The sequence below is a fragment of the Streptomyces sp. NPDC058877 genome (genome assembly GCF_042742855.1).
In the GTDB taxonomy this organism is placed as follows: domain Bacteria; phylum Actinomycetota; class Actinomycetes; order Streptomycetales; family Streptomycetaceae; genus Streptomyces.
Genome location: NZ_JBHYMF010000066.1, coordinates 1 through 22,963 on the forward strand (window position 1 = coordinate 1; position 22,963 = coordinate 22,963).

24 protein-coding genes and 3 pseudogenes are annotated in these 22,963 nt (G+C 70.6%); 16 read left to right on the top strand and 11 right to left on the bottom strand.

Annotated features, from left to right (window positions below):
- Positions 1–59: 59 nt before the first annotated feature.
- The 3 genes from ACFW2Y_RS17425 to ACFW2Y_RS17435 all read right to left on the bottom strand — a co-directional run bounded on the left by ACFW2Y_RS17425 (position 60) and on the right by ACFW2Y_RS17435 (position 3,042).
- Positions 60–623, bottom strand: a complete 564-nt coding sequence (locus ACFW2Y_RS17425; protein ID WP_384879424.1) for a hypothetical protein — start codon at positions 621–623, stop codon at positions 60–62.
- A gap of 67 nt (positions 624–690) precedes the next feature.
- On the bottom strand, positions 691–1,332 hold the full coding sequence (locus tag ACFW2Y_RS17430) for a DUF4328 domain-containing protein (protein WP_384879427.1): 642 nt from the start codon (positions 1,330–1,332) through the stop codon (positions 691–693).
- Positions 1,333–1,422: 90 nt separating this feature from the next.
- Positions 1,423–3,042 (bottom strand): glycoside hydrolase family 20 protein, encoded by a 1,620-nt coding sequence (locus ACFW2Y_RS17435; RefSeq protein WP_384879430.1) that lies wholly within the window; start codon positions 3,040–3,042, stop codon positions 1,423–1,425.
- Positions 3,043–3,179: 137 nt separating this feature from the next.
- Here ACFW2Y_RS17435 and ACFW2Y_RS17440 point away from each other — a divergent pair, with 137 nt between their 5' ends.
- The 5 genes from ACFW2Y_RS17440 (at position 3,180) to ACFW2Y_RS17460 (ending at position 7,369) form a co-directional block, all read left to right on the top strand.
- Positions 3,180–3,773, top strand: coding sequence for a 2-oxo-4-hydroxy-4-carboxy-5-ureidoimidazoline decarboxylase (locus ACFW2Y_RS17440; RefSeq protein ID WP_384879433.1), 594 nt, complete (start codon positions 3,180–3,182; stop codon positions 3,771–3,773).
- 192 nt (positions 3,774–3,965) lie between these two features.
- Positions 3,966–4,346 (top strand): succinate dehydrogenase, cytochrome b556 subunit, encoded by a 381-nt coding sequence (gene sdhC, locus ACFW2Y_RS17445; protein WP_123954581.1) that lies wholly within the window; start codon positions 3,966–3,968, stop codon positions 4,344–4,346.
- A gap of 8 nt (positions 4,347–4,354) precedes the next feature.
- Positions 4,355–4,831 carry a succinate dehydrogenase hydrophobic membrane anchor subunit gene (locus ACFW2Y_RS17450; RefSeq protein ID WP_356885879.1) on the top strand — a complete coding sequence of 159 codons (477 nt, stop codon included), beginning with the start codon at positions 4,355–4,357 and terminating at the stop codon, positions 4,829–4,831.
- A 25-nt stretch (positions 4,832–4,856) separates the two neighbouring features.
- Positions 4,857–6,611 carry a succinate dehydrogenase flavoprotein subunit gene (gene sdhA, locus ACFW2Y_RS17455; protein WP_384879437.1) on the top strand — a complete coding sequence of 585 codons (1,755 nt, stop codon included), beginning with the start codon at positions 4,857–4,859 and terminating at the stop codon, positions 6,609–6,611.
- The gene (locus ACFW2Y_RS17460) at positions 6,611–7,369 is read left to right on the top strand and encodes a succinate dehydrogenase iron-sulfur subunit (RefSeq protein WP_384879440.1); all 759 of its coding nucleotides are present in this window, start codon (positions 6,611–6,613) and stop codon (positions 7,367–7,369) included. The genes sdhA and ACFW2Y_RS17460 overlap by 1 nt, the downstream gene beginning before the upstream one ends.
- 136 nt (positions 7,370–7,505) lie before the next feature.
- Here ACFW2Y_RS17460 and ACFW2Y_RS17465 read toward each other — a convergent pair whose 3' ends face one another.
- A complete protein-coding gene (locus ACFW2Y_RS17465) occupies positions 7,506–8,057 on the bottom strand; it encodes a MarR family winged helix-turn-helix transcriptional regulator (protein WP_384879443.1) in 552 nt (183 codons plus the stop codon).
- A 118-nt stretch (positions 8,058–8,175) separates the two neighbouring features.
- Entirely contained in the window at positions 8,176–8,973 is a 798-nt protein-coding gene (locus tag ACFW2Y_RS17470; protein ID WP_384879446.1) for an alpha/beta fold hydrolase, read from the bottom strand.
- 124 nt (positions 8,974–9,097) lie between these two features.
- Between ACFW2Y_RS17470 and ACFW2Y_RS17475 the strand changes: the two genes are divergently transcribed.
- The 5 genes and pseudogenes from ACFW2Y_RS17475 to ACFW2Y_RS17495 form a co-directional block, all read left to right on the top strand.
- Positions 9,098–9,532 (top strand): hypothetical protein, encoded by a 435-nt coding sequence (locus tag ACFW2Y_RS17475; RefSeq protein ID WP_384879449.1) that lies wholly within the window; start codon positions 9,098–9,100, stop codon positions 9,530–9,532.
- A 26-nt stretch (positions 9,533–9,558) separates the two neighbouring features.
- Positions 9,559–9,996, top strand: a complete 438-nt coding sequence (locus ACFW2Y_RS17480; RefSeq protein ID WP_384879452.1) for a thiol-disulfide oxidoreductase DCC family protein — start codon at positions 9,559–9,561, stop codon at positions 9,994–9,996.
- A 10-nt stretch (positions 9,997–10,006) separates the two neighbouring features.
- A complete protein-coding gene (locus ACFW2Y_RS17485) occupies positions 10,007–10,735 on the top strand; it encodes a TetR family transcriptional regulator (RefSeq protein ID WP_384879455.1) in 729 nt (242 codons plus the stop codon).
- A gap of 23 nt (positions 10,736–10,758) precedes the next feature.
- Positions 10,759–10,911 (top strand): annotated as a pseudogene (locus ACFW2Y_RS17490) (Scr1 family TA system antitoxin-like transcriptional regulator); the annotation flags it as partial.
- Between the two features lie 128 nt (positions 10,912–11,039).
- Positions 11,040–11,171 (top strand): annotated as a pseudogene (locus ACFW2Y_RS17495) (DUF397 domain-containing protein); the annotation flags it as partial.
- Positions 11,172–11,324: 153 nt separating this feature from the next.
- Here the strand turns inward: ACFW2Y_RS17495 and ACFW2Y_RS17500 are convergent.
- From ACFW2Y_RS17500 to ACFW2Y_RS17510, 3 genes are all read right to left on the bottom strand, one after another.
- Complete coding sequence (locus tag ACFW2Y_RS17500) at positions 11,325–11,447, bottom strand: hypothetical protein (RefSeq protein ID WP_384879527.1); 123 nt, start codon at positions 11,445–11,447, stop codon at positions 11,325–11,327.
- Positions 11,448–11,455: 8 nt separating this feature from the next.
- Positions 11,456–13,009 carry an ABC transporter substrate-binding protein gene (locus tag ACFW2Y_RS17505; protein ID WP_384879458.1) on the bottom strand — a complete coding sequence of 518 codons (1,554 nt, stop codon included), beginning with the start codon at positions 13,007–13,009 and terminating at the stop codon, positions 11,456–11,458.
- A gap of 193 nt (positions 13,010–13,202) precedes the next feature.
- Positions 13,203–14,471, bottom strand: coding sequence for a metallophosphoesterase (locus tag ACFW2Y_RS17510; RefSeq protein ID WP_384879460.1), 1,269 nt, complete (start codon positions 14,469–14,471; stop codon positions 13,203–13,205).
- 299 nt (positions 14,472–14,770) lie between these two features.
- On the opposite strand from ACFW2Y_RS17510, the gene ACFW2Y_RS17515 reads away from it, so the two are divergent.
- Positions 14,771–15,007 (top strand): SCO4848 family membrane protein, encoded by a 237-nt coding sequence (locus ACFW2Y_RS17515; RefSeq protein WP_384879462.1) that lies wholly within the window; start codon positions 14,771–14,773, stop codon positions 15,005–15,007.
- 266 nt (positions 15,008–15,273) lie between these two features.
- Positions 15,274–15,999 (top strand): annotated as a pseudogene (locus ACFW2Y_RS17520) (D-alanyl-D-alanine carboxypeptidase family protein); the annotation flags it as partial.
- A 343-nt stretch (positions 16,000–16,342) separates the two neighbouring features.
- Here the strand turns inward: ACFW2Y_RS17520 and ACFW2Y_RS17525 are convergent.
- The gene (locus tag ACFW2Y_RS17525) at positions 16,343–17,404 is read right to left on the bottom strand and encodes a YhjD/YihY/BrkB family envelope integrity protein (RefSeq protein WP_384879465.1); all 1,062 of its coding nucleotides are present in this window, start codon (positions 17,402–17,404) and stop codon (positions 16,343–16,345) included.
- 440 nt (positions 17,405–17,844) lie between these two features.
- Between ACFW2Y_RS17525 and ACFW2Y_RS17530 the strand changes: the two genes are divergently transcribed.
- Positions 17,845–18,600: an SDR family NAD(P)-dependent oxidoreductase gene (locus tag ACFW2Y_RS17530; RefSeq protein ID WP_384879468.1), complete on the top strand. Its 756-nt coding sequence runs from the start codon at positions 17,845–17,847 to the stop codon at positions 18,598–18,600.
- A gap of 38 nt (positions 18,601–18,638) precedes the next feature.
- On the opposite strand, the gene ACFW2Y_RS17535 is transcribed toward ACFW2Y_RS17530, so the two are convergent.
- Together ACFW2Y_RS17535 and trpS are read right to left on the bottom strand one after the other, a co-directional pair.
- Complete coding sequence (locus tag ACFW2Y_RS17535; protein WP_384879471.1) at positions 18,639–19,226, bottom strand: 2'-5' RNA ligase family protein; 588 nt, start codon at positions 19,224–19,226, stop codon at positions 18,639–18,641.
- Between the two features lie 95 nt (positions 19,227–19,321).
- The gene (gene trpS / locus ACFW2Y_RS17540; RefSeq protein WP_384879518.1) at positions 19,322–20,332 is read right to left on the bottom strand and encodes a tryptophan--tRNA ligase; all 1,011 of its coding nucleotides are present in this window, start codon (positions 20,330–20,332) and stop codon (positions 19,322–19,324) included.
- Positions 20,333–20,869: 537 nt separating this feature from the next.
- Between trpS and ACFW2Y_RS17545 the strand changes: the two genes are divergently transcribed.
- From ACFW2Y_RS17545 to ACFW2Y_RS17555, 3 genes are all read left to right on the top strand, one after another.
- Positions 20,870–21,640 carry a MarR family transcriptional regulator gene (locus tag ACFW2Y_RS17545; RefSeq protein ID WP_384879473.1) on the top strand — a complete coding sequence of 257 codons (771 nt, stop codon included), beginning with the start codon at positions 20,870–20,872 and terminating at the stop codon, positions 21,638–21,640.
- 113 nt (positions 21,641–21,753) lie between these two features.
- Positions 21,754–22,197 (top strand): roadblock/LC7 domain-containing protein, encoded by a 444-nt coding sequence (locus ACFW2Y_RS17550; RefSeq protein WP_384879475.1) that lies wholly within the window; start codon positions 21,754–21,756, stop codon positions 22,195–22,197.
- A gap of 29 nt (positions 22,198–22,226) precedes the next feature.
- Positions 22,227–22,631, top strand: a complete 405-nt coding sequence (locus ACFW2Y_RS17555) for a hypothetical protein (protein ID WP_384879521.1) — start codon at positions 22,227–22,229, stop codon at positions 22,629–22,631.
- Positions 22,632–22,963 lie beyond the last annotated feature (332 nt).

The following is a 22,963-nucleotide window of genomic DNA, read 5'->3' on the forward strand; positions in this document are numbered from 1 at the left end:
GGCCCCTTCGGGCCGGTCCCACCGGCCGGCGAGGGCGGCGGGACCGGTCGCCCGGCGCGTCAGGCGGTGCGGGCGCGGCGCGAGACGACCGCGCGCAGCACCCGGCCGCCCTCCACGGAGAGCTCGCGGGCCCGGCGCAGCCCGGTCGGGCCGTGGGCGACCGATTCGAGGACGGCCTGCTGGCGGCGCAGCTCGCCGGCGAGCAGCGGGCCCGCACCGGCGGCGTCTCCGCCCCGGCAGCGGTCGACCAGGCCCTCGGACAGTTCGGCCGCGTCATGACGGCCGTGCAGGGCGAGGGCGGCGCTGGAGCAGTCTCCGGCCCAGGCGCGCAGGGCCTCGGGGGTCCATTCCGCCGGGGCGCTCGTGAGCATTTCCCGCACCGCGTCGGCGTCGGAGTCCTTCGGGTCCCCGGCGATCTCGGCACGGGCCTTGGTCAGGGCTTCTCCCCAGGCGGCCCCGTCGCCGCGCGCAACGGCGGCCCAGGCCGGCCGGAGCGCATCGGCGCCCTCGGGGGCGAGCAGGGGGAGACAGCGGTCGAGGCAGGCGAGGCCGGCCGCGGCCAAGCCCCTCCGGTCTGCCTCGTCGATCAGTTCCAGCAGGCTTCTGCCCGTAGCCGACGTCATGGACGCCTCCTCGCCACCCGATTCGGACGCAGTACTTCCACTTACTGCGCCGAATGGCGCGATTCCGTCACTGCGCGGCCGGAATGATGCCAGTGGCCTTGGCGTGCTGCATAGAGGTCAGACGTCGGACGAAGAGAATCGCGAGGACGCCGGCGGCGATCTCGACGGCGTAACCCCCGAGGGACCAGTGGATCGCGGTGGTGTACTCGTCGAAGGTCTCCGCCGTCTTGTACATCTGGGCGGAGACCCGGTTCACCACGCCCGAAACGACCCAACACGTCCACCAGCCGTTGATCAGGGCCAGCTCCCCCCTGCCGTCGGCGGCGTACGGTTCCCAGCGGCTGGCACGCCAGATGTCGACGGCGATCCCCCGGGGGATCCACAGGTTGGCGATCGGGACGAACCAGCTTCCGACGGCCCAGCCCGGTTTCCGGCCCTGCAGGTCGGCGGCCCAGACCTCGGCGTTCTTCCGCAGCCGGCGGAACCAGACGATGAAGACGACCCCGGTCACCGCGAACAGCGTGAACGCCATGCTGTAGGCCAGGTTCAGGTTGAGCGCCCCGAGCACGGTCGGGTCGGAGAAGTAGACGTCGTCGGCCGTCAGGTCGCGGACGTCGGCCAGGGCCAGCAGGACGTCGAAGAGGACGTTGCCCGCGAGCAGGGCCATGAGGGCGTACGAGAGGCCCTGCGGATTTCGGAGCGTGAGCATGCGGTTCCCCCCAGGAACGTGCGGCGGCCCGGTGGCCGCCGGGCGAACCTAGGGGACCGACCCTCCCGCCGTCCATGGAATTCGCGCAGGTCAGCCCCGCACCTTCGCCGCCAGGGCCCGGAACTGGTCCCAGGTCAGGGTCGGTTCCGCCGGGTTCCACACCTTCTGGGCGAGCGCCGCCAGCGGCAGGCGGATGCCCGCCGCCACCTGCGCCGGGGTCTGCGCCTTCGACAGGTCGCACCAGACCGCGAAGCGGGCGCCGAGGATCTGGGGGTCGTACCGTGCCGGCACGGGGGTGGAGCCGCGGACGACGCGCGGGGTCCACTCCCGGTAGATCCGGCGGCCGGTGGGATAGGTGAATCGGTTGGGCTCGCCGAGGACGTAGTAGAGGTAGTCGTCGTTGAGGTTGACCAGCCTGCGGCCCGCGCTCAGGTACGAGACCGGGGTGCGGGCACCGATCTCGCGGCCCGTCCAGTACTCGACCTCGATGTCCTCGGCCGCGGCCACCACCCCGCCCGTGAAGAAGCCGTCGTTCCACGCCTTGAGGGTCTTGCCGGTCGGTCGGACCACGGCGGCGCGGTCGTTGAGCCAGCCGGTGGCGAGGTCCTGGACCCGGGCGGAGGGGCCGTACTCCGCCCGCGCGGCCCGGGCGAGCCCGGGGTAGCTCGCCTCGGGGTCCTTCGACATGAGGGCCACGTACTCGTCGGCCCCGAGGTGCCAGTAGGCCCCGGGGAAGAGCCGGACGTACTCGCGCAGCAGTTCGTCGACGATCTTCGCCGCGTCCGGGTTCGCGATGTCGACCGCCCCGCGCGGGGCCCGGCCCGCGGCGCTGCGGAGCTGGAGGTCGGGATGGGCGGCGATGACGGCACCGAGGTGCCCGGGCGAGTCGATCTCGGGGATCACCGTGACGTGGCGGCTCGCCGCGAGCGCCAGGATCCGCCGCACCTCGGCCTTGGTCAGGTGCTCCTTCGAGACGACCTCGGGGTGGCTGTCGGACGCTATCCGGAAGCCCTGGTCGTCGGAGAAGTGCAGACCGAGCTGGTTGATCTTGAGGTCGCCCATCTCGCGGATGCGGTCCTCGATCCAGGCCGCGGTGAAGTGCTTGCGGGCGATGTCGATCATGAGCCCGCGCTGCGGTTTGGCGGGTCGGTCGGTGACGGTCCCCTCGGGCACGACGCCGTCGGCCCGGACCGACTGCTTGAGGGTGCGGGTGCCGTAGAAGACCCCGGCCTCGTCGGGGCCGGTGATCCGGACCCGGCCGTCGCGGACCGTCAGGACGTACGACTCGGGCGCGCCCGCCCCGCCCAGCGCCAGCTCGACGTCCCCGGGGCCCGCGGGGACGGAGCCCCGGTACGGGATGCCGAGCTCCCCGGCGAGCAGCTCGCCCTCGTCGGCGAGGCCCGGACTGTCCGCGGCGACGACGACCCCGGTGGTGGCGGGGGCGGGCTTCCAGCCGGGCCCGCGGGCGGGCTCGTGGGAGCGGACGGCGGGGACCGTTCGGGGCGGGGTCGAGAGGGGGTACTCCTTCGTCGGCGTCGGACTGGGCGGCGGGGCCTCCGTCGGCGGGGCGCTCACGGAGGTGCTCGGCGAGGACGGGGCGGAGGAACCTGACGGAGAACCGTTCGAGCAGGCCGCCGTGGTGGCCAGTGCCAGCACGGTCGCCAGGAGGGCCGGGGCCCGGCGGGGCGCCCGCTTGGAGTACCGCATCATCCGGAATCCTCCCGCAGGGTCCGCGGTTCGGCCAATCGGGCGAACAGCGCCCGATCGTCCATCAAACGTTTCGAAACTCTCCCTTCCGGGTGAAATTCGCGCATCCGTCGGACACTTCCCCCTTCCCGTCGATAACGTTGCGTCACGCCCGCCCCATCCGTCCCGGAGCACCGGAGTCCACGCTGACCAGCGACACCCACGCCCCCTGCCGGAAGCCGGGCTCCACGGACACGCCTGCCATACCTGCCCAGCAGGGCGGCGGGCGGCACGTCGCCGGGCTAGTCCGCTTCAACGCCGCCCCGCCCGGGGACGCCGAAGCCCTCCTGTACGACTGCTGCGCGAGTCGCCGCTGGGCCGAACGGGTGAGCGCGCACCGGCCCTACCCCACCCTCGACGCACTGCTCGCCGCCGCCGACGAGGCCTGCTACGACCTGTCCCGGGCCGAACTCGACGAAGCGCTGGCCGCCGAGTCCGCCGCAGCCCCGCACCCCGACGCCCCACCGGCGGCCCTCACCGCGCTGCGCGCCGCCCACGCCGCGTACGAGAGCCGCTTCGGACACGCCTTCGTGATCAGCCTGGACGGCGTGCGACACGAGGAGCGGCTCGACCGGGTGCTGGCCGGAATCCGGTCACGTCTCGGCAACGAACCGGAGGAGGAACGGGTGGTCGCCGCCGACGAGCTGCGCCGACTCGCCCGCGCCCGCCTCACGTTCGGCGTCACCACGCCGTGAATTCGTCCGGAATACGGCGATTCCGGCCCGAGCGATAGCCCGTCCGTGCCTGTTTGATCACACCTATGGACCCCGCGCGAGCGAACCGACGAGTCGTCGCTACGATGACCGGGGCCGGTGGACCGTACCCGGCCGGGCCAGACCGACAGAGAAGCCGGCCGGCCCCGATCCCCGCTCCCGGAGGGTTTTTCCGTGCCGGCTGGAACGCTGTACCGCGGCCGGGAAGGAATGTGGTCCTGGGTGGCTCACCGAGTCACCGGCGTCCTCATCTTCTTCTTCCTGTTCGTACACGTGCTGGACACCGCTCTCGTCCGCGTCTCCCCCGAGGCGTACGACGATGTCGTGGCGACGTACAAGACGCCGATCGTCGCACTCCTTGAGTACGGCCTCGTCGCCGCCATCCTCTTCCACGCGCTGAACGGTCTCCGTGTCATCGCCGTGGACTTCTGGTCCAAGGGCCCGCGCTACCAGAAGCAGATGCTCTGGACCGTCGTGGGCATCTGGGTCGTGCTGATGGCGGGCTCGCTGTACCCCGTCCTCGGCCACGCCGCACGTGAACTGTTCGGGAGCTGACGCCAGACATGTCTGCTGACACCACTTCCGCCATCGGTCCCGTCGAGGGCGGCGCCCACTACGACGTGGACAACCCGGCCCCCTACATCGAGGCCCCCCGCAAGCGCACGGGCAAGACCCCGCGCGCGACCCGCGGCAACTTCGAGATGGCCGCCTGGCTCTTCATGCGCCTCTCCGGCGTCGTCCTCGTGGTGCTGGTCCTGGGCCACCTGCTGATCCAGCTCTTCCTGGACGGCGGCGTCTCCAAGATCGGCTTCGCCTTCGTGGCCGGCCGCTGGGCGTCCCCGTTCTGGCAGGTCTGGGACCTGCTGATGCTCTGGCTCGCCATGCTGCACGGCGCCAACGGCCTCCGCACGGTCATCAACGACTACGCGGAGCGGGCCAACACGCGCCTGTGGCTCAAGGGCCTGCTGTACACCGCCACGGTGTTCACCATCCTTCTGGGCACGCTGGTGATCTTCACCTTCGACCCGAACATCCGCTAGGCACGGGGCTGAGGTAATCCACGTCATGAAGATCCACAAGTACGACACCGTCATCGTCGGCGCCGGTGGCGCCGGCATGCGCGCCGCCATCGAGTCGACGAAGCGCAGCCGCACCGCCGTGCTGACGAAGCTGTACCCGACCCGCTCCCACACGGGCGCCGCGCAGGGCGGCATGGCCGCCGCGCTGGCCAACGTGGAGGAGGACAACTGGGAGTGGCACACCTTCGACACGGTCAAGGGCGGTGACTACCTGGTCGACCAGGACGCCGCCGAGATCCTGGCGAAGGAGGCCATCGACGCCGTCCTCGACCTGGAGAAGATGGGCCTGCCGTTCAACCGCACCCCGAACGGCACCATCGACCAGCGCCGCTTCGGCGGCCACTCGCGCAACCACGGCGAGGCCCCGGTCCGCCGGTCCTGCTACGCCGCGGACCGCACCGGCCACATGATCCTCCAGACGCTGTACCAGAACTGCGTCAAGGAGGGCGTGGAGTTCTTCAACGAGTTCTACGTCCTGGACCAGCTGATCACCGAGGTCGACGGGGTCAAGCACTCCGCCGGCGTGATCGCCTACGAGCTGGCCACCGGCGAGATCCACGTCTTCCAGGCGAAGGCCGTGATCTACGCGTCCGGCGGCACCGGCAAGTTCTTCAAGGTGACCTCGAACGCGCACACCCTGACCGGTGACGGCCAGGCCGCCTGCTACCGCCGCGGTCTGCCGCTGGAGGACATGGAGTTCTTCCAGTTCCACCCGACGGGCATCTGGCGCATGGGCATCCTGCTGACGGAGGGCGCCCGCGGTGAGGGCGGCATCCTCCGCAACAAGGACGGCGAGCGCTTCATGGAGAAGTACGCGCCGGTCATGAAGGACCTCGCCTCCCGTGACGTCGTCTCCCGCTCCATCTACACGGAGATCCGCGAGGGCCGCGGCTGCGGCCCCGAGGGCGACCACGTCTACCTGGACCTGACGCACCTCCCGCCGGAGCAGCTCGACGCCAAGCTTCCGGACATCACGGAGTTCGCCCGCACGTACCTCGGCATCGAGCCGTACACGGACCCGATCCCGATCCAGCCCACCGCGCACTACGCCATGGGCGGCATCCCGACGAACGTCGAGGGCGAGGTCCTGTCGGACAACACCACCGTCGTCCCGGGCCTGTACGCGGCCGGCGAGGTCGCCTGCGTGTCGGTGCACGGCGCCAACCGCCTCGGCACCAACTCGCTCCTCGACATCAACGTCTTCGGCAAGCGCTCCGGCATCGCCGCCGCCGAGTACTCCGCCAAGGCCGACTTCGTCGAGCTGCCGGAGGCCCCCACGGCCTTCGTCGAAGCGCAGATCGAGAACCTCCGCAACTCCACGGGCAGCGAGCGGGTCGCCGACCTGCGCCGCGAGCTCCAGGAGACGATGGACGCCAACGTGATGGTGTTCCGCACGGAGCAGACCATCAAGACGGCCGTCGAGAAGATCGCCGAGCTGCGCGAGCGCTACAAGAACGTGTCCATCCAGGACAAGGGCAAGCGCTTCAACACCGACCTCCTGGAGGCCATCGAGCTGGGCAACCTGCTCGAACTGGCCGAGGTCATGGCCGTCTCGGCCCTGGCGCGCAAGGAGTCCCGCGGCGGTCACTACCGCGAGGACTACCCGAACCGCGACGACGTCAACTTCATGCGCCACACCATGGCGTACCGCGAGGTCGGCGAGGACGGCTCCGAGACCGTCCGTCTCGACTACAAGCCGGTCGTCCAGACCCGCTACCAGCCGATGGAGCGTAAGTACTGATGGGTACCCCCGTACTGGACAAGGTCGAGGCGGAGTCCGCCGCCTCCCCGTACATCACGGTGACGATGCGGATCCGCCGCTTCAACCCCGAGGTGTCGGACGCGGTGGTCTGGGAGGACTTCCAGATCCAGATCGACCCGAAGGAGCGCGTGCTCGACGCCCTTCACAAGATCAAGTGGGACGTCGACGGCACGCTGACGTTCCGCCGCTCCTGCGCGCACGGCATCTGCGGCTCCGACGCGATGCGGATCAACGGCAAGAACAGGCTCGCCTGCAAGACGTTGATCAAGGACATCAACCCGGAGAAGCCCATCACGGTCGAGGCCATCAAGGGCCTGACGGTCCTGAAGGACCTGGTCGTGGACATGGAGCCGTTCTTCCAGGCGTACCGGGACGTCATGCCGTTCCTGGTCACCAAGGGCAACGAGCCGACGCGCGAGCGCCTGCAGTCCGCCGAGGACCGCGAGCGCTTCGACGACACCACCAAGTGCATCCTGTGCGCCGCGTGCACCTCGTCCTGCCCGGTCTTCTGGAACGACGGCCAGTACTTCGGTCCGGCCGCGATCGTCAACGCGCACCGCTTCATCTTCGACTCGCGCGACGAGGCGGGCGAGCAGCGCCTGGAGATCCTGAACGACAAGGACGGCGTGTGGCGCTGCCGCACCACGTTCAACTGCACGGACGCCTGCCCGCGTGGCATCGAGGTCACGAAGGCCATCCAGGAAGTGAAGCGCGCGCTGATCACGCGTCGCTTCTGACGTCCCGTTCGGCCGGTGAGCCCGCTTCCGTACGCCGCGGCGTACGGGAGCGGGCTTTTCCGTTGCCCGTGACGTCGGAGAAGCAGAGCACCGCCTCCATCGGGCCGGCCGTCGACGGGGCGTCGCGGGGCTCGCTTCAGCCGTGCCAGACGACATGGGCGGGGCCGCCGCCCGCCTCCGCTTCGACCATGATCCGGCGAAGCATGTCATTGAGCAGGACGCGTTCCCCGGGAGCGAGGACGTCGAGCAGGCGGCCCTCCTCGCGCCTGAGGACGTCCGTCGCACCGCGCCAGGTCTCGCGGCCGGAGGCGGTGAGTTCGACGACGACCCGGCGCCGGTCGGTGGTGGACTGCGTACGGCGGACGAAGCCGCGCTTCTCCAGGGCGTCGAGGCGACCGGAGACGGAGGCCGGGGGCAGGTCGAGGTCCTGGGCCAGTTCGGAAGGGGCGGCGCTGCCGCCGCGCCCCGCGAGCTTGTGCAGGGTGTCGAACTCGTGGCGCTCCAGGTCGAAGTCGACGAGGGACTGCTCCCTGACCCGGCGCAGATGGACCGAGAGCTTCTTCATCCGGGTGACCGCGCCCTCGACGACGGGGTCGAGGTCGGAGAGGACGGGCTGCCAGCGGGCGACGTGCCCATCGGTCCAGTCGCGCGGTTCGTGCGGGGCACGTGGTTCCTCGGAGGGCGCCATGGGGCGATCGTACGTCGGCGGGGGCCCTCCCCCCGTCAGGCGACGCCGCCCCCAACCCTGACCGTCCCGGAGGGCGCCGGGTCGACCACCGCCGACGGGAGACCGTCGTCCCCGGTGGTCACTCCACGGATGCTCGGGGTGCGGGATCCCGGTCGGCGGCTTCTGCGAGGAAGGCGGCGAGCAGCCGGGCGGTCTCGTCCGGGCGTTCCAGGGCGGGGAGGTGGCCGGCCCAGTCGAGGTCGACGCGGCGGGCGGCGGGCAGCAGGCGCCCGAGTTCGTCGGCGACGGCCCGGAAGTCGGGCAGGTCGTGGGCGCCGACGGCGACGAGGGCGGGGACGCGGATCCGGGTGAGGTCGTCACGGGTGACCTCGGGGGCGGCCGGGTGGTGTTCCTCTGCGGCGGCGAGCTGGAGGTCGAAGGCGCGCCGCTGGGCCTCGCGGACGAGGCCGCGGGCGTCCGGTCCGGCCTCGGGGCCGAGCCAGGTGTCGACGTTGAGCTCGACGGCGGCGTCGAGGTCGCCCGCTTCGAGGAGGGCGTCCTCGCGGGCTGCCCAGGCGCGCAGCTCACTGCTCGGCACCATGCCGGGGATGCCGGAGGCGAGCAGGGCCAGGGCGGAGACCCGCTCGGGGTGGAGGGCAGCGAGTTCCAGCGCGACCCTGCCCCCGAAGGAGGAGCCGACGAGGGCGGCCCGCTCGACGCCGAGGTGGTCGAGGAGTTCGCGCACGTCCTCGGCGTGGACGTGCGGGGTGTCGATCGGGGTGTCCCCGAAGCCCCGGAGGTCGCAGCGGACGACGCGGTGTCCCGCCTCGGCCAGGGCGTGGAACTGCCCGTCCCACATCCGGCGGTCGCAGACCCCGGAATGCAGCAGGAGAACGGTCAAGGGGCCGGAACCGGACAGGTCATGAGAGAGCTTCACGACCGTCACCCTAATGATCGCGGTGCGGTCCGACCATCCCTTTCCCCGGCGACTTGAACAGGTTCAAGAAGAGGCATACAGTCATGCCCACAAGCTTTTGAACTTGTTCAAAGGAGGGTGGGGCATGGACCTCACTGTCGTCGCGTACACCGTCTACCTGCTGATCGGAGCGGCCCTCACCATCTGGGTCGCCCGCACCCTCAGCCGCAACGGAAGGATCTTCCTCTCCGACGTCCTCCACGGGAACGAGAAGCTCGCGGACGCCGTCAACCACCTGCTGGTGGTCGGCTTCTACCTCGTCAACCTGGGCTTCGTCGCCCTCTACCTGAACCAGGACGGCGCCGTCGCCGACGCCCGGGCGCTCTTCGAAGCCCTCTCCGTCAAGCTCGGCGTGGTCCTGCTCGTGCTCGGCGTGATGCACCTCGGGAACGTGTACGTCCTCAACAAGATCCGTCGCCGCGGCATCATGGAGCGCGAGCAGGTGCCGCCCGTCGGGCCGCAGGGCTGGACCGCGCCGCCCGGAAACGCCCCCTGGACCCCGCCCGCCCCCCGGGTCTGACCGCCGTGCCGGCCCCCACGGCCCCCGTGGGTCGTCTGACCGTCCTGTACGACGCCGGCTGCCCGCTCTGCGTGCACCTGAGGAACTGGCTGCTGCACCAGCGACGGCTCGTCCCGCTCGACCTCGTGCCGGCCGGGTCGCAGCGGGCGCAGGACCTCTTCCCCACCCTCGACCACGACGCCACCCGGCGGGAGATCACCGTGGTCGGGGACCGGGGCCAGGTCTACCGGGGGACCGCCGCCTGGATCGTCTGCCTCTGGGCCCTGGCCGACCACCGGCCCAAGGCCCACTGGCTGGCCACCCCCGCCGGACTGCCCTTCGCCCGGGCGACCGTCCTGGCCGCCTCGAAGTGGCGCGAGGCCCTCAAGGGGCCACGACCGGAGGGCCCCCTCCCCCGGAACGCGGACGACGGGGGCGGGCCCTGCGGAGACGGGCACTGCGGGACGACCGCGCCGCCCGGTTAGGCTCGACACCGTGAAGGACGTCAAGGAAGAGAAGAAGGCCGACGAGAAGAAGGCCCCCAAGAGCGAGCAGACCCGCACGCTGATTCTTGAGACGGCAATGCGGCTCTTCGAAGAGCGCGGTTACGACAAGACGACGATGCGGGCCATCGCCCAGGAAGCCGGCGTCTCCGTCGGCAACGCCTACTACTACTTCGAGTCGAAGGCATCTCTCATCACCGGGTTCTATGACCGGATGTCCCACGAGCACGCCACGGTGACTCGCGAGCGCCTCGAAGGCGTTGAGGACTTCGGCGAGCGCCTTGAGACTGCCGTCATGGCCTGGGTCGATTGCGCGGAGCCCTACCACCAGTTTGCCGCCCAGTTCTTCAGTACGGCAGCAGATCCGGAGAGCCCCCTCAGCCCCTTCTCAGACGAGTCCCACCCAGCGCGCGCGGAAGCGGTACAGATCTTCCGGGATGTGCTCCAGGGTTCCCAAGTAGGCCCGAAGTTGGACGCAGAGTTGCGCGCCTTGCTACCGGATCTCCTGTGGCTGCATCTCATGGGGGTTGTCCTGTACTGGGTGTTTGACCGCAGTGAGGGCACTGAGCGCACCAGAGCCTTCGTGCGTAAGTGCACGCCGATGGTGGCGCGTGCCGTTCGCCTCTCCCGATTCAAGGTTGTCCGGCCACTGGTGCGTGACGCAGTGGACCTGATGCAGGAGTTCGTGGTCCCGAAGGTTCGGAGTGGCGTAGCCAAGTAGCAAGAAGCCCCGCCCGACCAGAGGTGAACCAGAACAAGGACGGTGATCACCCCGGCTGGTTCGCCCCGTATCTGGAGCTTGAGAAGAGAGCCACAGGGATCTGGGACTACGGCACCATGTTCTTCATGGGCCTCTTGCAGACCGAGGAGTGCGCACGAGCCACGCTGCGCGCGGGGAGCCACGCGAGACAGCCAAGAGGTCTTGAGGGACCGGGCGAAGGCGCGCATGAGGCGTCAGGAAGTGATGAGTGGCGCCCCCCCGGCCCTCTGGGTTGTGATCCACGAAGGTTGCTTCCGCTTACAGTGGCCCGGACGGGGGCCAGTGCGTCCAGTGGCATCCCACCTGCGCGAAGACCCACAACGTGGTGCCCGTGCGAGACGGCAAGACCCCAAAGACGGTGCTCTTCCTGTCCCCCGAAGGCTGGGCCGGGCTCGTTGCCTTCGCGCGCCGCACAGACGCGCGAGTCAACTCATACCGAACGCAGAGAAGCCCCGTCTCCCTCCAGGGGCGACGGGGCTTCGGTGTTCATGCGGGGCGGGCTACGGCTCGTCGGTGTGGAGCTGCGTTTCCTCCCCTTGCACAGCTACCGCTACGCGGCGGCACGCTCCTCCGCTCCCTCGAAGATCACCCAGGGCTCACCGGCTGGGACGAGCCGGCCCGTCCCCGGGGAGAGCTTCCACTCGAAGCCCTGGCTCCCGTGGCGTTTCGCCATCGGGAGCACTAGACCCAGTTGAGCTCCCACAGCCGCCAGATGCCGGTGCCGTCCGTCAGGTTCTGGGAGCCGGTGACCTCCTCGGTGGAGAGCACGTAGTCCTTCTTCTGCCACAGCGGGACGAGCGGGACCTCGGCGGCCACGTGGTCCTGGATCGCCCGGAAGTCGTCCGTCGCGCGGGAGCGGTCGCTGAACTGCTGCGTGGAGGCGATCAGGCCGTCGATCTCCTTGCTGGAGAACCCGTTGTGCAGGGTGTTCTCGGTGCCGACGAGCGGCGCGGTGAAGCTGTCGGAGTCCGGGAAGTCGGGGAGCCAGCCGATGGGGTAGGCGTCGTAGGAACCCTTCGCGTACCCCTTCTGGAAGCTCTGCCAGTCGGCCTCGACGACCCTCACCTCGAAGAGGCCGGTGTCCTCCAACTGCCGCTTGATCTCGGCGGCCTCGGCGGCGTACGTCGCGTCCTCGCGGAAGCCGTACGTGAACTTCACCGGCGTCGAGACCCCGGCGTCCTTCAGGAGCTTCGTCGCCCTCTTCGCGCTCGGCTCGGGGAAGACGTCGAAGAAGGCGGTGCTGTGGCCGACGAAGCCCTGCGGGATGAGGGAGTACAGCGGCTGGACCGTGCCCTTGAAGGCGGCCTCGGTGATCGCCGGGCGGTCGAGGACGGCGGCGACGGCCTGTCGGACGGCCTTGTCCGCCATGGGCGAGCCGGACCGGACGTTGAAGTTGAGGTTGCGGATCTCGGCGCTCTCCGCCTCGGTGACCCGGGTTCCGTCGTCGGCGCCCAGGGAGGAGAGGAAGGTCGGCGGCAGCTGGCGGTGCGTCACCTGGACCTCCTTCGCCTTCCAGGCGTCGGCGAGGTCCTCGGACCGCCCGAAGTACTTCACCAGGACCGGGTGCCCGACCTTGGCGATGGCGCCCTTGTACGCGGGGTTGGGCTCCAGGAGGGCGGACTCGCCCTCCTTGTACTCCTTGAGGACGTACGGGCCCGAGCCGTCGACCGCGTTGCCGGTGCGCAGCTCGTCGGCCGGGTACTGGTCGCGGTCGACGATCGATCCGGCGCCCGTGGCGACCTTCAGCGGGAAGGTCGCATCACGGCCGCTCAGCCGGAAGGTGACGGTGCGGCCCTCGGCCTCGACGCCCTTCAGGGTCGGGAAGAGCGGCTGCGGGCCGACGTCCGACTTGATGCGCAGCATGCGCTCGAAGGAGTACTTCACGTCTTCGGCGGTCATCTTGCGCCCGCTGGAGAAGGTGAGGTCGTCGCGGAGCGTGCACTGGTAGGTGGTGAGGGAGGCGCCCGTGAACTTGCAGTTCTCGGCGGCGTCCGGCACCGGAGTGGCGAAGCCCGGCTTGAACGTCAGCAGCGACTGGAAGACGTTGCTGTACATGGCCCATGAGCCGGCGTCATAGGCTCCCGCCGGGTCGAGGGACGTGACCTCGTCGGTCGTGCCGACGCTGATCGGATCGGTCCGGGAGCCGTCGGAGGGGAGGAGTTGACAGCCTCCCGCTCCAGTCGTCACCAGTAGTCCACAAGTGATGAGGATCCGTAGACGGACCGTCGACCGCATTGCCGTGTTTCCTTTTTTTGTGCCACGCAGAGATGCGACGGCCCCCGGAAACGTCGCGATGACGTCATCCCATCACACGGTTTTCACAAGTGGAAGAGAAAACTTTCACACGGCACGCATATGTCCAGGATATGAGAATTTAAGCCGATGAGCAGCACGTATCGACTTCTGTGCACGGGGTGACGAGGTCCGATCAGGCCTGCTTCGAGGCGAGTTCGACGAGGGTGATGTCGGAGGGCGCGCCCACCCGGACCGGGGGTCCCCAGGCACCCGCACCCCGCGAGACGTACAGCTGGGTGTCGCCGTACCGTTCGAGCCCGGCGACCGTCGGGTTGGCCAGCTCGGCGAGGTAATTGCCCGGCCAGAGCTGGCCGCCGTGGGTGTGGCCGGACAGTTGGAGGTCCACCCCGTGGCGCACCGCATCGTGGATGACGACCGGTTGGTGCGCCAGGAGCACCGCAGCGCGGGTCCGGTCGCGGTCGCCGAGGGCCCGCGCGAAGTCGGGGCCCTTCCCCTCGCGCTCCCCCGCGATGTCGTCGACGCCGGCGAGGTCGAAACCGGCCGCGATCTCCACGCGTTCGTTGCGCAACGGGTGCAGGCCGATTTCGCGGACGTGGTCGACCCAGGCGTCCGCGCCCGAGAAGTACTCGTGGTTGCCGGTCACGAAGAAGGAGCCGTGTCGGGCGCGGAGTCGGGCGAGCGGCTCGGCGGCGGGACCGAGGTTCTCGACGGTGCCGTCGACGAGGTCGCCGACGACCGCGATCAGATCGGGCTGGGTGGCGTTGATCGCGTCCACGATCCGCTGGGTGTGGGCCCGGCCCAGGACGGGCCCGAGGTGGATGTCGGACACGACGGCGATCCGGTATCCGTGGGCGGCCCGCGGGATCTTGGCGAGCGGGACGGTGACCCGCTTGACCCGGGGCCCGCGGAGCACGCCGTGGGTGCCGTACCCGACGGTCCCGAGGGCGACGGCCGCGGCAGAACCGCCGACGACCCGCGAGACGAACAGCCGTCGGGACGCGTCGAAGGGGGCGGCCGTCCCGGATGTCCGCTCCGTTCCCCCCTCGCCCCCGTCCTCGGCCGCAGGGGCCGCTTCGGGCACGGTCACGAGCGCGGGCGCGGGCGCAGGCGCAGATCGTGCTGCGCGGCGGTGCAGCAGGCGGTGCAGGACGGGCCGGACGGCCTCGCCGACCACCAGGCCCAGGACCAGGTACAGGAGCACCGCGAGCCAGAGGAACCCCGGCCAGGCCACTGCCTGCTGGAGTCCGAAGGGCACGCCGGCCCCCGAGGAGACCAGGGCCGCGAGCGAGAGCAGCGGCAGGAGCACGACCACGGCCGTGCCGATCCTGCGCGACCGGCTGCCGGCTGCGGTCACGTCGCGCACCAGGCGCCGCCACACGTACCAGTGGACCGCGCCGAGCAGCGCCAGGACCACGATCAGAACCAGTAGAAAGACGCCCACGCCGCCGTATCCCCTCTTACCGGTCGCCCGCGCGGCGCGCGGCGCGCACCCCGCGCGGACCGATCGTGCCGGTCACCGTACCCGGGTCGGAGGACGTGACGGCAAGCAGCAGGTGAACCCCGGAGCGGACCCGTCGGACCGCCCTCGTCGTCGGGGGCCGGGCCGCTCCCGTCGTTCCACGGGCTCTCGGCGGGAGTGATCCACGAGGAGTCGGGCCCAGCGTACACAGACCCCGCCGCAGGCCCCCGGCGGGCCCGTTCGATACTGGGGGCACGGCCACCCACTCCGAAGGACACCCCATGAAGCTCAGCCGCCGCGTCTCCTGGTTCCTGCTCGCGTTCGGGGTCTGGTCGTGGGTGATCTGGGTGACCTTCGCGAAGAACCTGTTCAAGGACGCGAGTGGACTCGCCTTCGACGACGCGGGGGACCCGACGGCGTACCTGTGGGTCCATCTGCTGCTCGCCGTCACCTCGTTCGCACTGGGGACGGCGATCGGCGTGATCGGCTTCCGGGGCGTCCGCGCCGGCAGGAAGTGAGGCCCCGCCCCGGCGGAACCCGGCGGCCGGGCTCCGCGGTCCCCGCACCACCGTTCGTCCCGCGGGCGGCTGCGCCGGACGGCGGGAAGCGCCTGCCGGGGTTCGGGGCGGGCGGTCGGGCATGTACGTTCTCGACCGTGCCCGCATCGAAGAAGACCGCTTGGACGGTCGCCACTGCCGTGCTCCTGCCGCTCGTCGTCGCCGTGCCCACGGCCCGCGCGGACGGGACGGAAGGCCAGGAAGAGCAGCCCAAGCCCCCCGCCGTGATGTCCAAGGTCGGCGGGGTCCTGCTGAGCAAGCCCGGTACGCAGGTGCAGCTCGGACCCGGTGCACCGGTGCTGCCGAAGGACCTGTCCGGGCGCTCCTGGATCGTCGCGGACGCGGAGAGCGGCCAGGTGCTCGCCGCGCACAACGCGCACTGGCGGCTCGCCCCGGCCTCCACCCTGAAGATGCTGTTCGCCGACACGCTGTTGCCGAAGTTCCCCAACAAGATGCAGAACCACCTGGTCACCCCGGAAGAGCTGGCCGGGATAGGGGTCAACTCCAGTCTGGTCGGCATCAAGGAGAAGCAGACCTACAGCGTCCGCGACCTGTGGCTCGGGGTCTTCCTCCGCTCCGGCAACGACGCGGTCCACGTGCTGAGCAGCATGAACAACGGCATCCAGCAGACCGTGAAGGACATGAACGACCGCGCGGCCGAACTGCAGGCCCTCGACACCTTCGTGGTCTCGCCGGACGGCTACGACGCCCCGGGCCAGGTCTCCTCCGCGTACGACCTGACGCTCATCGCCCGCAGCGGCATGCAGAAGGCCGACTTCCGGGAGTACGCGTCCACGACCCGCGTCGCCTTCCCCGGCGAGGCGAAGCCGGGCAAGAAGCGCGAGACCTTCGAGATCCAGAACACCAACCGGCTCCTCACGGGGGCCGACGGCGTGGCGCCGTACCAGGGCATCGCCGGCGTCAAGAACGGCAACACCACTCATGCCGGCGCCACCTTCACCGGTGTCGCCGAGCGCAACGGCAGGGTCCTGCTCGTCACCGTCATGAACCCCTCGTCGAAGGAGTCGCACGCGGTCTACCAGGAGGCCGCCCGACTGCTCGACTGGGGCTTCGCGGCCTCCGGGAAGGTACGGCCGGTGGGCGAGCTGGTGCCGCCGCGCTCGGCCCTCACGACCCCGACCGCCCCGGACGAGGACGCGGCCCCGGCGCCCGGCAAGGACGCCCCGGAGGAGTCCGCCGCCCCGGCGGCCGCCCCGGGGAGGTCCGGCGGGATCGGGATCGCCCTCTCCGTGGTGGGCGGCGTCCTCGTCCTCCTCGCCGCGGCGGCCTTCCTGGTCAACCGGCGCTGGCCGCTGGCCTCGTCGGCGGCTCGGAACCACCGTTCCCCGGATGGTGGGGACGCCCCGGCGCCGAAGGACTCCGCGGTGCCAGGGGACGCCCCGGAGCCGAAGGACCCGCCCCGGACGGAGGACCCTCCGACGACGGAGGAGTCCCCTCGGACGGAGGAGTCCCCCGCGTCTCAGGAGCCTCCTGCCGGGAAGTCCCCTTCAGACCGGAACCGGTAGCCGTCCAGGCCGCGCAGAACAGCAGGAGCTTCGCGGTGAAGTTGATCCAGAGGAGCAGGGCGACGGGAACGCCGAACGCCCCGTACATCGACTTCGCCGCGACGCCCCGCATATAGCCGCCGAGGAGCAGCTTCAGCAGTTCGAAGCCGACCGCTCCCATGAGCGCCGCCAGCGCGAGGTCCCTGCGGCGCGGTTCGACGCCCGGCAGCAAGGACAGCACGTACAGCAGGATCAAGAAGTCGGCGACGACTCCGACGAGCACGGCAGCGCCCTGGAGCAACACGCCGCCCGCCCCGCTGCCGGAGAGGCCCAGTTGGTCCGCGCTCCAGTCGACGGCGGTGGACCCCATCCAGGAGGCGGCGAGCGAGGCGAGCGCGACGCCGCCGAGGCCGAGGAGGATCAGTCCGTCCTTGGCCTTGAGCAGGATCGGGTTGCCCTCGACGTGGTCGAGCCCCCAGACCGCGCGCAGGCATTCCCGCATGGAGCCGATCCAGCTGATGCCGGTGACGAGCAGGACGGCACCGGCGACGAGGCCGACGGTGCCGGCATTGGCGACGAGCCCGCCGATGTCGAGCTGATCGGAGATGCCGGGCACCTGCTCGCTGAGCTTCTTCTCGATCCGGTCGAGCTGGTCGGCGGTGAGGAGCGAGGCGCCGACCGCGGCGGCGACCGTGATCAACGGGAAGAGGGCCAGGAAGGAGACGAAGGTGATCGCGGCGGCGAGCCGGGTCCAGTGCGCTTCGTCCAGGGTCTCGTACGCGCGCCAGGCATGGGTGCGCATGAAGCGGGCGACCCACGGGCCGATGACGGGGAGCTTGGTCAACCAGTCCATGTCGTATGTCTACTCCTCGCTCCGTCGGACGAACCGACTACGAGAATCCCCCGTCAAAGCGCGCAGGACCACGATCGACATTCGGCGCGGCGGCACTCGGCCGGGCAAGAACGGCCGGTGCCCGTGTTCGGGCCCCCGTCGCAGCAGTCGACGGCGGCGCTTCCGACGGCCGTGATGAGCACCGGCAGCCGGTTTCCGAGGGACGCCCGCGGGCCTCCTCCCCGGGACGCGTTTCGTCGCCCCCTTCGACGCACCGAATTGCAATGCCGGCATAAGTAACAGAATTCGCTATACGGTCGTCTTCCTGGTCGTCGAGACCCCGTCCCGGACGGCGGCTGCGCAGCGGTCACCGGTGGGGTCCGCACGGCCCCACCCGGACGCCCGGGAACCGGGGGCTTCACCCCTGCCCCTTCGTCGTCCCGCCCTTGAGGAGGACCCCCTTGAAGGACGCCTTCCGCGCCCCGCAGTCCCTGCTCGTCCTGGGCGGCACCTCGGGGATCGGGCTCGCCACCGCCCGTCGGTTGATCGCGCGCCGCACCCGGACGGTCTGGCTGGCCGGGCGCCCCTCCCCCGCGCTCACGGCCGCCGCGGACTCGCTGCGGGTGCTCGGGGCGGACGTGCACACGGTGTCCTTCGACGCGCTCGACGTCGAGTCGCACGAGGAGCGGCTCGGAAAGGTCTTCGCCGAGGGCGACGTCGACATGGTGCTGTTCGCCTTCGGGGTACCGGGCGACCAGGCGCGCGACGAGTCCGACCCGGTGGCCGCGGCCCGGGTCGCCCGGACCAACTACACGGGCGCCGTCTCGGCGGGGCTGGTGTGCGGGGGCGCCCTCCAGACACAGGGACACGGCTCGCTGGTGGTGCTGTCGTCGGTGGCGGGCGAACGGGCGCGCCGCGAGGACTTCATCTACGGCTCGTCGAAGGCGGGGCTCGACGCCTTCACCGAAGGGCTCGGGGACGCGCTGCACGGCACGGGGGTGCACGTCATGCTGGTGCGGCCCGGACGCGTGCGCTCGAAGGGGACGGGCGGGCTCCCGAAGGGGCCGTTCGCGACGACGCCCGAGGCGGTCGCGCGCGCGATCGAGCTGGGGCTGCGGCGGCGCTCGGAGGCGGTGTGGGTGCCGGGTGTGCTACGGATGGTGATGTCGGGGGTGCGGCACGTGCCGCGGGCGGTCTTCCGCCGGCTGCAGACGTGACCCACCGGCCCCTCTTCCCCGGCGTCCGCCCGGCGGTTCTACGTGGTCGTCGGGGTGCCGACCGGGCTGCCGCCCTGCACGGGAACGGCCGGGACGGGGCGGCCACTGCCGAACTCGTAGTCGTACAGCTTGCGCCACACCCCGTCCGGGCCCTGCTCGTACAGCCCGAAGGAGCGGCAGGTCCAGGCCGCCTCGTACCCGGCGAGCTCCTCGAAGGCCCGGTCCATCCCCTCCTCGGAGATGCCGTGCGCCACGGTGACGTGCGGGTGGTACGGGAACTGGAGCTCGCGCACCAGCGGCCCGGCCTCGTCGCGGATGCGGTGCTGGAGGCGGTGGCAGGGGGAGACGCCCTCCTCCAGCTTCACGAAGACCACCGGGGAGAGCGGGCGGAAGGTGCCGGTGCCCCGGAGCCGGACGGAGAACGGCTGCTGGTCGGCGGCGACACCGGCGAGGTGCGCCTCGATCTGCGGCAGCCGTTCCTCGGAGACCTCGGTCGGCGGCACCAGGGTGACGTGCGTGGGGATGCCGTACGCGGCCAGGTCCCCGAAGCCGGCGCGCCGCTCCTGGAGCAGGCTGCCGTAGGGCTCCGGGACCGCGATCGAAACGCCGAGCGTTACGGTCCCCACGTCGTTCTCCTCCGTCGTCCGTCGTCGAGTCGGTGTGTGGTGGTGCAGCCGCCAGTGTGCGGCCTGCACCACCCTCGTGGCCAGGGTCCTCGGACTCAGTGCTTGGCGGGCAGGAAGCCGATGCGGTCGTACGTCTGCGCCAGCGTCTCCGCGGCGACCGCGCGGGCCTTCTCCGCTCCCTTGGCCAGGACCGAGTCCAGCGTCTCCGGGTCGTCCAGATATTCCTGGGTGCGGGCCCGGAACGGCGTGACGAAGTCCACCATGACCTCGGCGAGGTCGGTCTTCAGTGCGCCGTACATCTTGCCCTCGTAGCTCTTCTCCAGGTCCGCGACGGACGTGTCGGTGAGCGTGGACATGATGGTGAGCAGGTTGGAGACGCCGGCCTTGTTCTCCGGGTCGAAGCGGATCACCGTGTCGGTGTCGGTGACGGCGCTCTTGACCTTCTTGGCGGTGACCTTCGGGTCGTCCAGGAGGTTGATCAGGCCCTTCGGCGTGGACGCCGACTTGCTCATCTTGATCGTCGGGTCCTGGAGGTCGTAGATCTTCCCGGTCTCCTTGACGATGTACGGCTTGGGAATCGTGTAGGTGTCGCCGAAGCGACCGTTGAAGCGCTCCGCGAGGTCGCGGGTCAACTCGATGTGCTGGCGCTGGTCCTCGCCGACCGGAACCTCGTTGGCCTGGTAGAGCAGGATGTCCGCGACCTGCAGGATCGGGTACGTGAAGAGGCCGACGGTGGCCCGGTCCGCCCCCTGCTTGGCGGACTTGTCCTTGAACTGGGTCATGCGGGAGGCCTCGCCGAAGCCGGTGAGGCAGTTCATGACCCAGCCGAGCTGCGCGTGCTCGGGGACGTGGCTCTGGATGAACAGCGTGCAGCGGTCCGGGTCGAGGCCGGAGGCGAGTAGCTGGGCGGCGGCGAGCCGGGTGTTCGCCCGCAGCTCGGCGGGGTCCTGGGGCACCGTGATGGCGTGCAGGTCGACGACCATGTAGAAGGCGTCGTGGGTCTCCTGCAGCGCGACGTACTGACGGATCGCACCGAGGTAGTTGCCGAGGTGGAAGGAGCCTGCCGTGGGCTGGATCCCGGAGAGCGCACGCGGACGATGCTGCATGGCGAAGCCATTCCCCTGAGGGTGGTGGTGGGCGACGGACGGGCGATCAGAGGCCATGTGACTCATTCTCTCAGGTGCGGGAAGCGAACCGGGACTGCCGGTGCCCCGGAGGCCCCGGGGCACGGGGGGACACCGGGCCGCCCGCCCCTCGACCCCGATCGCACGGGGACCGGACGGGGTCGGTGAGACGAGGACCACACACCGTCCGGCCGGGCGGCCCGTCGCCGACACCCGGCACCCGGCACCCGGCACCCGGCACCCGGCAAAGGTGGCCGCCCCTCCCGCGAAGCAGTCGATCGCGAAACAAAAGCGATGGAAATAAAACGCAATGACCTGCTTATCGCAAACAAGAAGACATGGGGGCGTTCCGCGCCCGATAACCCTTTAGGGTGACTTTCACTTCTCGGGCTGACGCGTGCGAATGCGGAGTGCGGGATGTCCACGGAAAGCGCGGCCGATTGCAGGGGAATGCCAGAAAACGACGTACCGACCCTCAGGAAACCGTCACGGGTGATGGGGTTGGAACTCGCGAGAACCTTGACCGAGGCGCCACTGGACAGGACCTCCGGAACGCTGCTGGTGAGCGGGAACCCGGGGGGTTCGTTCCACTTCCGGGGCGGCGCGCTCGTCGAGGTCGTCTCGCCGGGCGCCCCCGGGGCGGAGACCCTCCTCCTGCGCTCCGGGCGCGTCACCGAGGCGGACTGGTCCGCCGCGACGCGGGCCTGCACCACGGGACACCTCGTCGGAGCCGAACTCGTCACCCGGGAACTCATCGGCGCCGCGGAATTGCAGTTGATATGCGTGGCAGCCGCCCTGGACGGCGCCCTGGCCGTCGGAATGGGCCGGATCGACGGCTTCCGACTGGACCGGAACACCCACGACTGTCGACTGGCCGCCCTCCGGGCGATAGAGCCCGACTGGCTGGCGCTGGAGGCGGAACGCCGCATCCGGGCCCTCGTCTCGCGCCGGCGCCCCTTCTCGCTCTTCCGCACCAGGTTGGGCCGGACCCCTGCCGGCATGGCGACACTGGACGCCGTCGGCGCCGGTGAGCGGCGGGAGATCCTGCTCCGGGTCAACGGCCGGCGCAGCACCAGGGACATCGCGTTCCTCCTCGGCCGGAGCCTCTACGCCGTCGCGGTCGAGGTCTCCCGGCTCCTCGCGGAGGGGCTGGTCGAAGCGGTGACGCCGGCTCGCCCCGAAACCCCCCTCGCCCGGCCCACCGCGGCCGTGGGCGACCTGCCGCGCCGCCTGCCGGGGGCGAGCGGCATCAACGACGTCTTGCCGCTCAGGCCGGCAGCCGGTCTCTAGCGGGCCCCGACGGGGCGCTGCACCGGGCCCGGCCGACAGGGCGCCGAACGCACCGCCCCGGCCACGGGCTCCGTCGACGGCACACACCGAAGCACGAACACGACAGGAGAGCAGTGACATCCACGAAAGCCCAGTTGGCAGCAGAGGTGAGGACGCTGAGGGACCGGGTCGTCGGGGTCACCGACGTCGTGGTGGCTTCCATCGACGGCCTGCTGATCACGGCGGAGACCGATGACGCGGCGGAGCCCGAGAGCCTGGCCGCCCTCACCGCAGCGACCCTCAACATCGCCCGTCGGGCCGGCTCGATGACGAGCCGGGGCACGCTCCACCACACCGTTTCCCGGTTCACCGACGGCTACCTCGTCACCCATGCCCTCGGCGAGATGGCGCTGATCGGGGTGATCGGTGACGCGGGCATGGACATCGCCCGTCTGAACACCGAGGCGCAGGCCTCCGCACAGCGCATCACCACCCTGCTCACCGGACCGCCCGGAGGTGCGGCTCCGGGTGGCGGAACGGCGGGGCAGACCGACGGAACCGGAGAGGGAGCACGATGAGCGGGTCGGAAACGCAAGCACCCCAGACCATGGCGGGGCGGGTCTCACGCCTCGTCAAGGCACTGCGGGACGAGGTGCCGGACTGCGTGGCCGCAGGCGTCATCGACATGTCCACGGGAATGCTGCTGTCGGTGGAGACGGTCGACTCGCACCCGCCGGAGGTGCTCGACATGCTGGCGGCAGCCACCCTCGACCTCTTCCAGGGCCGCAACGTGGTGATGATCGAAGGCATCTTCAAGGAGCGCCGCGGGGTCGTCAGCGACCGGCACTACTTCCAGGAGATCCTGGTCAACAGCGACAACCTGGCCCATCTGTTCCTCAGGGCGGACAGCGCCGACGAGGTCGTGGCCGTCGTCGTGTGCCGCAAGTCGGTGAACGTGGGCATGCTCTTCGCCCAGGCCCGTCGGGTGCTGAAGGACCAGGGCGAGCTGTGAGGGCCGGTGGGCAACCCCTCGCCGGAAGCGGGCGCGAACCGGCGAGGTGAGGCGAGCGGCCGGCTTCCCCGGACGGCGGTGGCGACGCCCGTGGCCGCCCGGGGGAGCCGGCGACGGGCCCGGACGTCGGCGCGGTCGAAGCCGACGGGGGCGGTGGGCTCGGGGCCGGCCGCGGTGGGCCCGGGGGTGCGGGGACGTGGGCACGCCGTTCCTCCGGGACCTCCCGCCGTGCGCCGGTCGCCACGCGTGTTTCCGCGGTGGCGGGCGCGCCGTCGTCGAGGTTTCCCCGTCCGGTATCCGAGCGACGATAAGAAAGGGGCCACAGGTACCCC

Bases quoted from the DNA above. Each gene is read 5' to 3' on its own strand.
- ACFW2Y_RS17425 (WP_384879424.1), bottom strand. From the start codon at position 623: ATGACGTCGGCTACGGGCAGAAGCCTGCTGGAACTGATCGACGAGGCA.
- ACFW2Y_RS17430 (WP_384879427.1), bottom strand. From the start codon at position 1,332: ATGCTCACGCTCCGAAATCCGCAGGGCCTCTCGTACGCCCTCATGGCC.
- ACFW2Y_RS17435 (WP_384879430.1), bottom strand. From the start codon at position 3,042: ATGATGCGGTACTCCAAGCGGGCGCCCCGCCGGGCCCCGGCCCTCCTG.
- ACFW2Y_RS17450 (WP_356885879.1), top strand. From the start codon at position 4,355: ATGTCTGCTGACACCACTTCCGCCATCGGTCCCGTCGAGGGCGGCGCC.
- sdhA (WP_384879437.1), top strand. From the start codon at position 4,857: ATGAAGATCCACAAGTACGACACCGTCATCGTCGGCGCCGGTGGCGCC.
- ACFW2Y_RS17460 (WP_384879440.1), top strand. From the start codon at position 6,611: ATGGGTACCCCCGTACTGGACAAGGTCGAGGCGGAGTCCGCCGCCTCC.
- ACFW2Y_RS17465 (WP_384879443.1), bottom strand. From the start codon at position 8,057: ATGGCGCCCTCCGAGGAACCACGTGCCCCGCACGAACCGCGCGACTGG.
- ACFW2Y_RS17475 (WP_384879449.1), top strand. From the start codon at position 9,098: ATGGACCTCACTGTCGTCGCGTACACCGTCTACCTGCTGATCGGAGCG.
- ACFW2Y_RS17500 (WP_384879527.1), bottom strand. From the start codon at position 11,447: ATGGCGAAACGCCACGGGAGCCAGGGCTTCGAGTGGAAGCTCTCCCCG.
- ACFW2Y_RS17505 (WP_384879458.1), bottom strand. From the start codon at position 13,009: ATGCGGTCGACGGTCCGTCTACGGATCCTCATCACTTGTGGACTACTG.
- ACFW2Y_RS17515 (WP_384879462.1), top strand. From the start codon at position 14,771: ATGAAGCTCAGCCGCCGCGTCTCCTGGTTCCTGCTCGCGTTCGGGGTC.
- ACFW2Y_RS17525 (WP_384879465.1), bottom strand. From the start codon at position 17,404: ATGGACTGGTTGACCAAGCTCCCCGTCATCGGCCCGTGGGTCGCCCGC.
- trpS (WP_384879518.1), bottom strand. From the start codon at position 20,332: ATGCAGCATCGTCCGCGTGCGCTCTCCGGGATCCAGCCCACGGCAGGC.
- ACFW2Y_RS17555 (WP_384879521.1), top strand. From the start codon at position 22,227: ATGGCGGGGCGGGTCTCACGCCTCGTCAAGGCACTGCGGGACGAGGTG.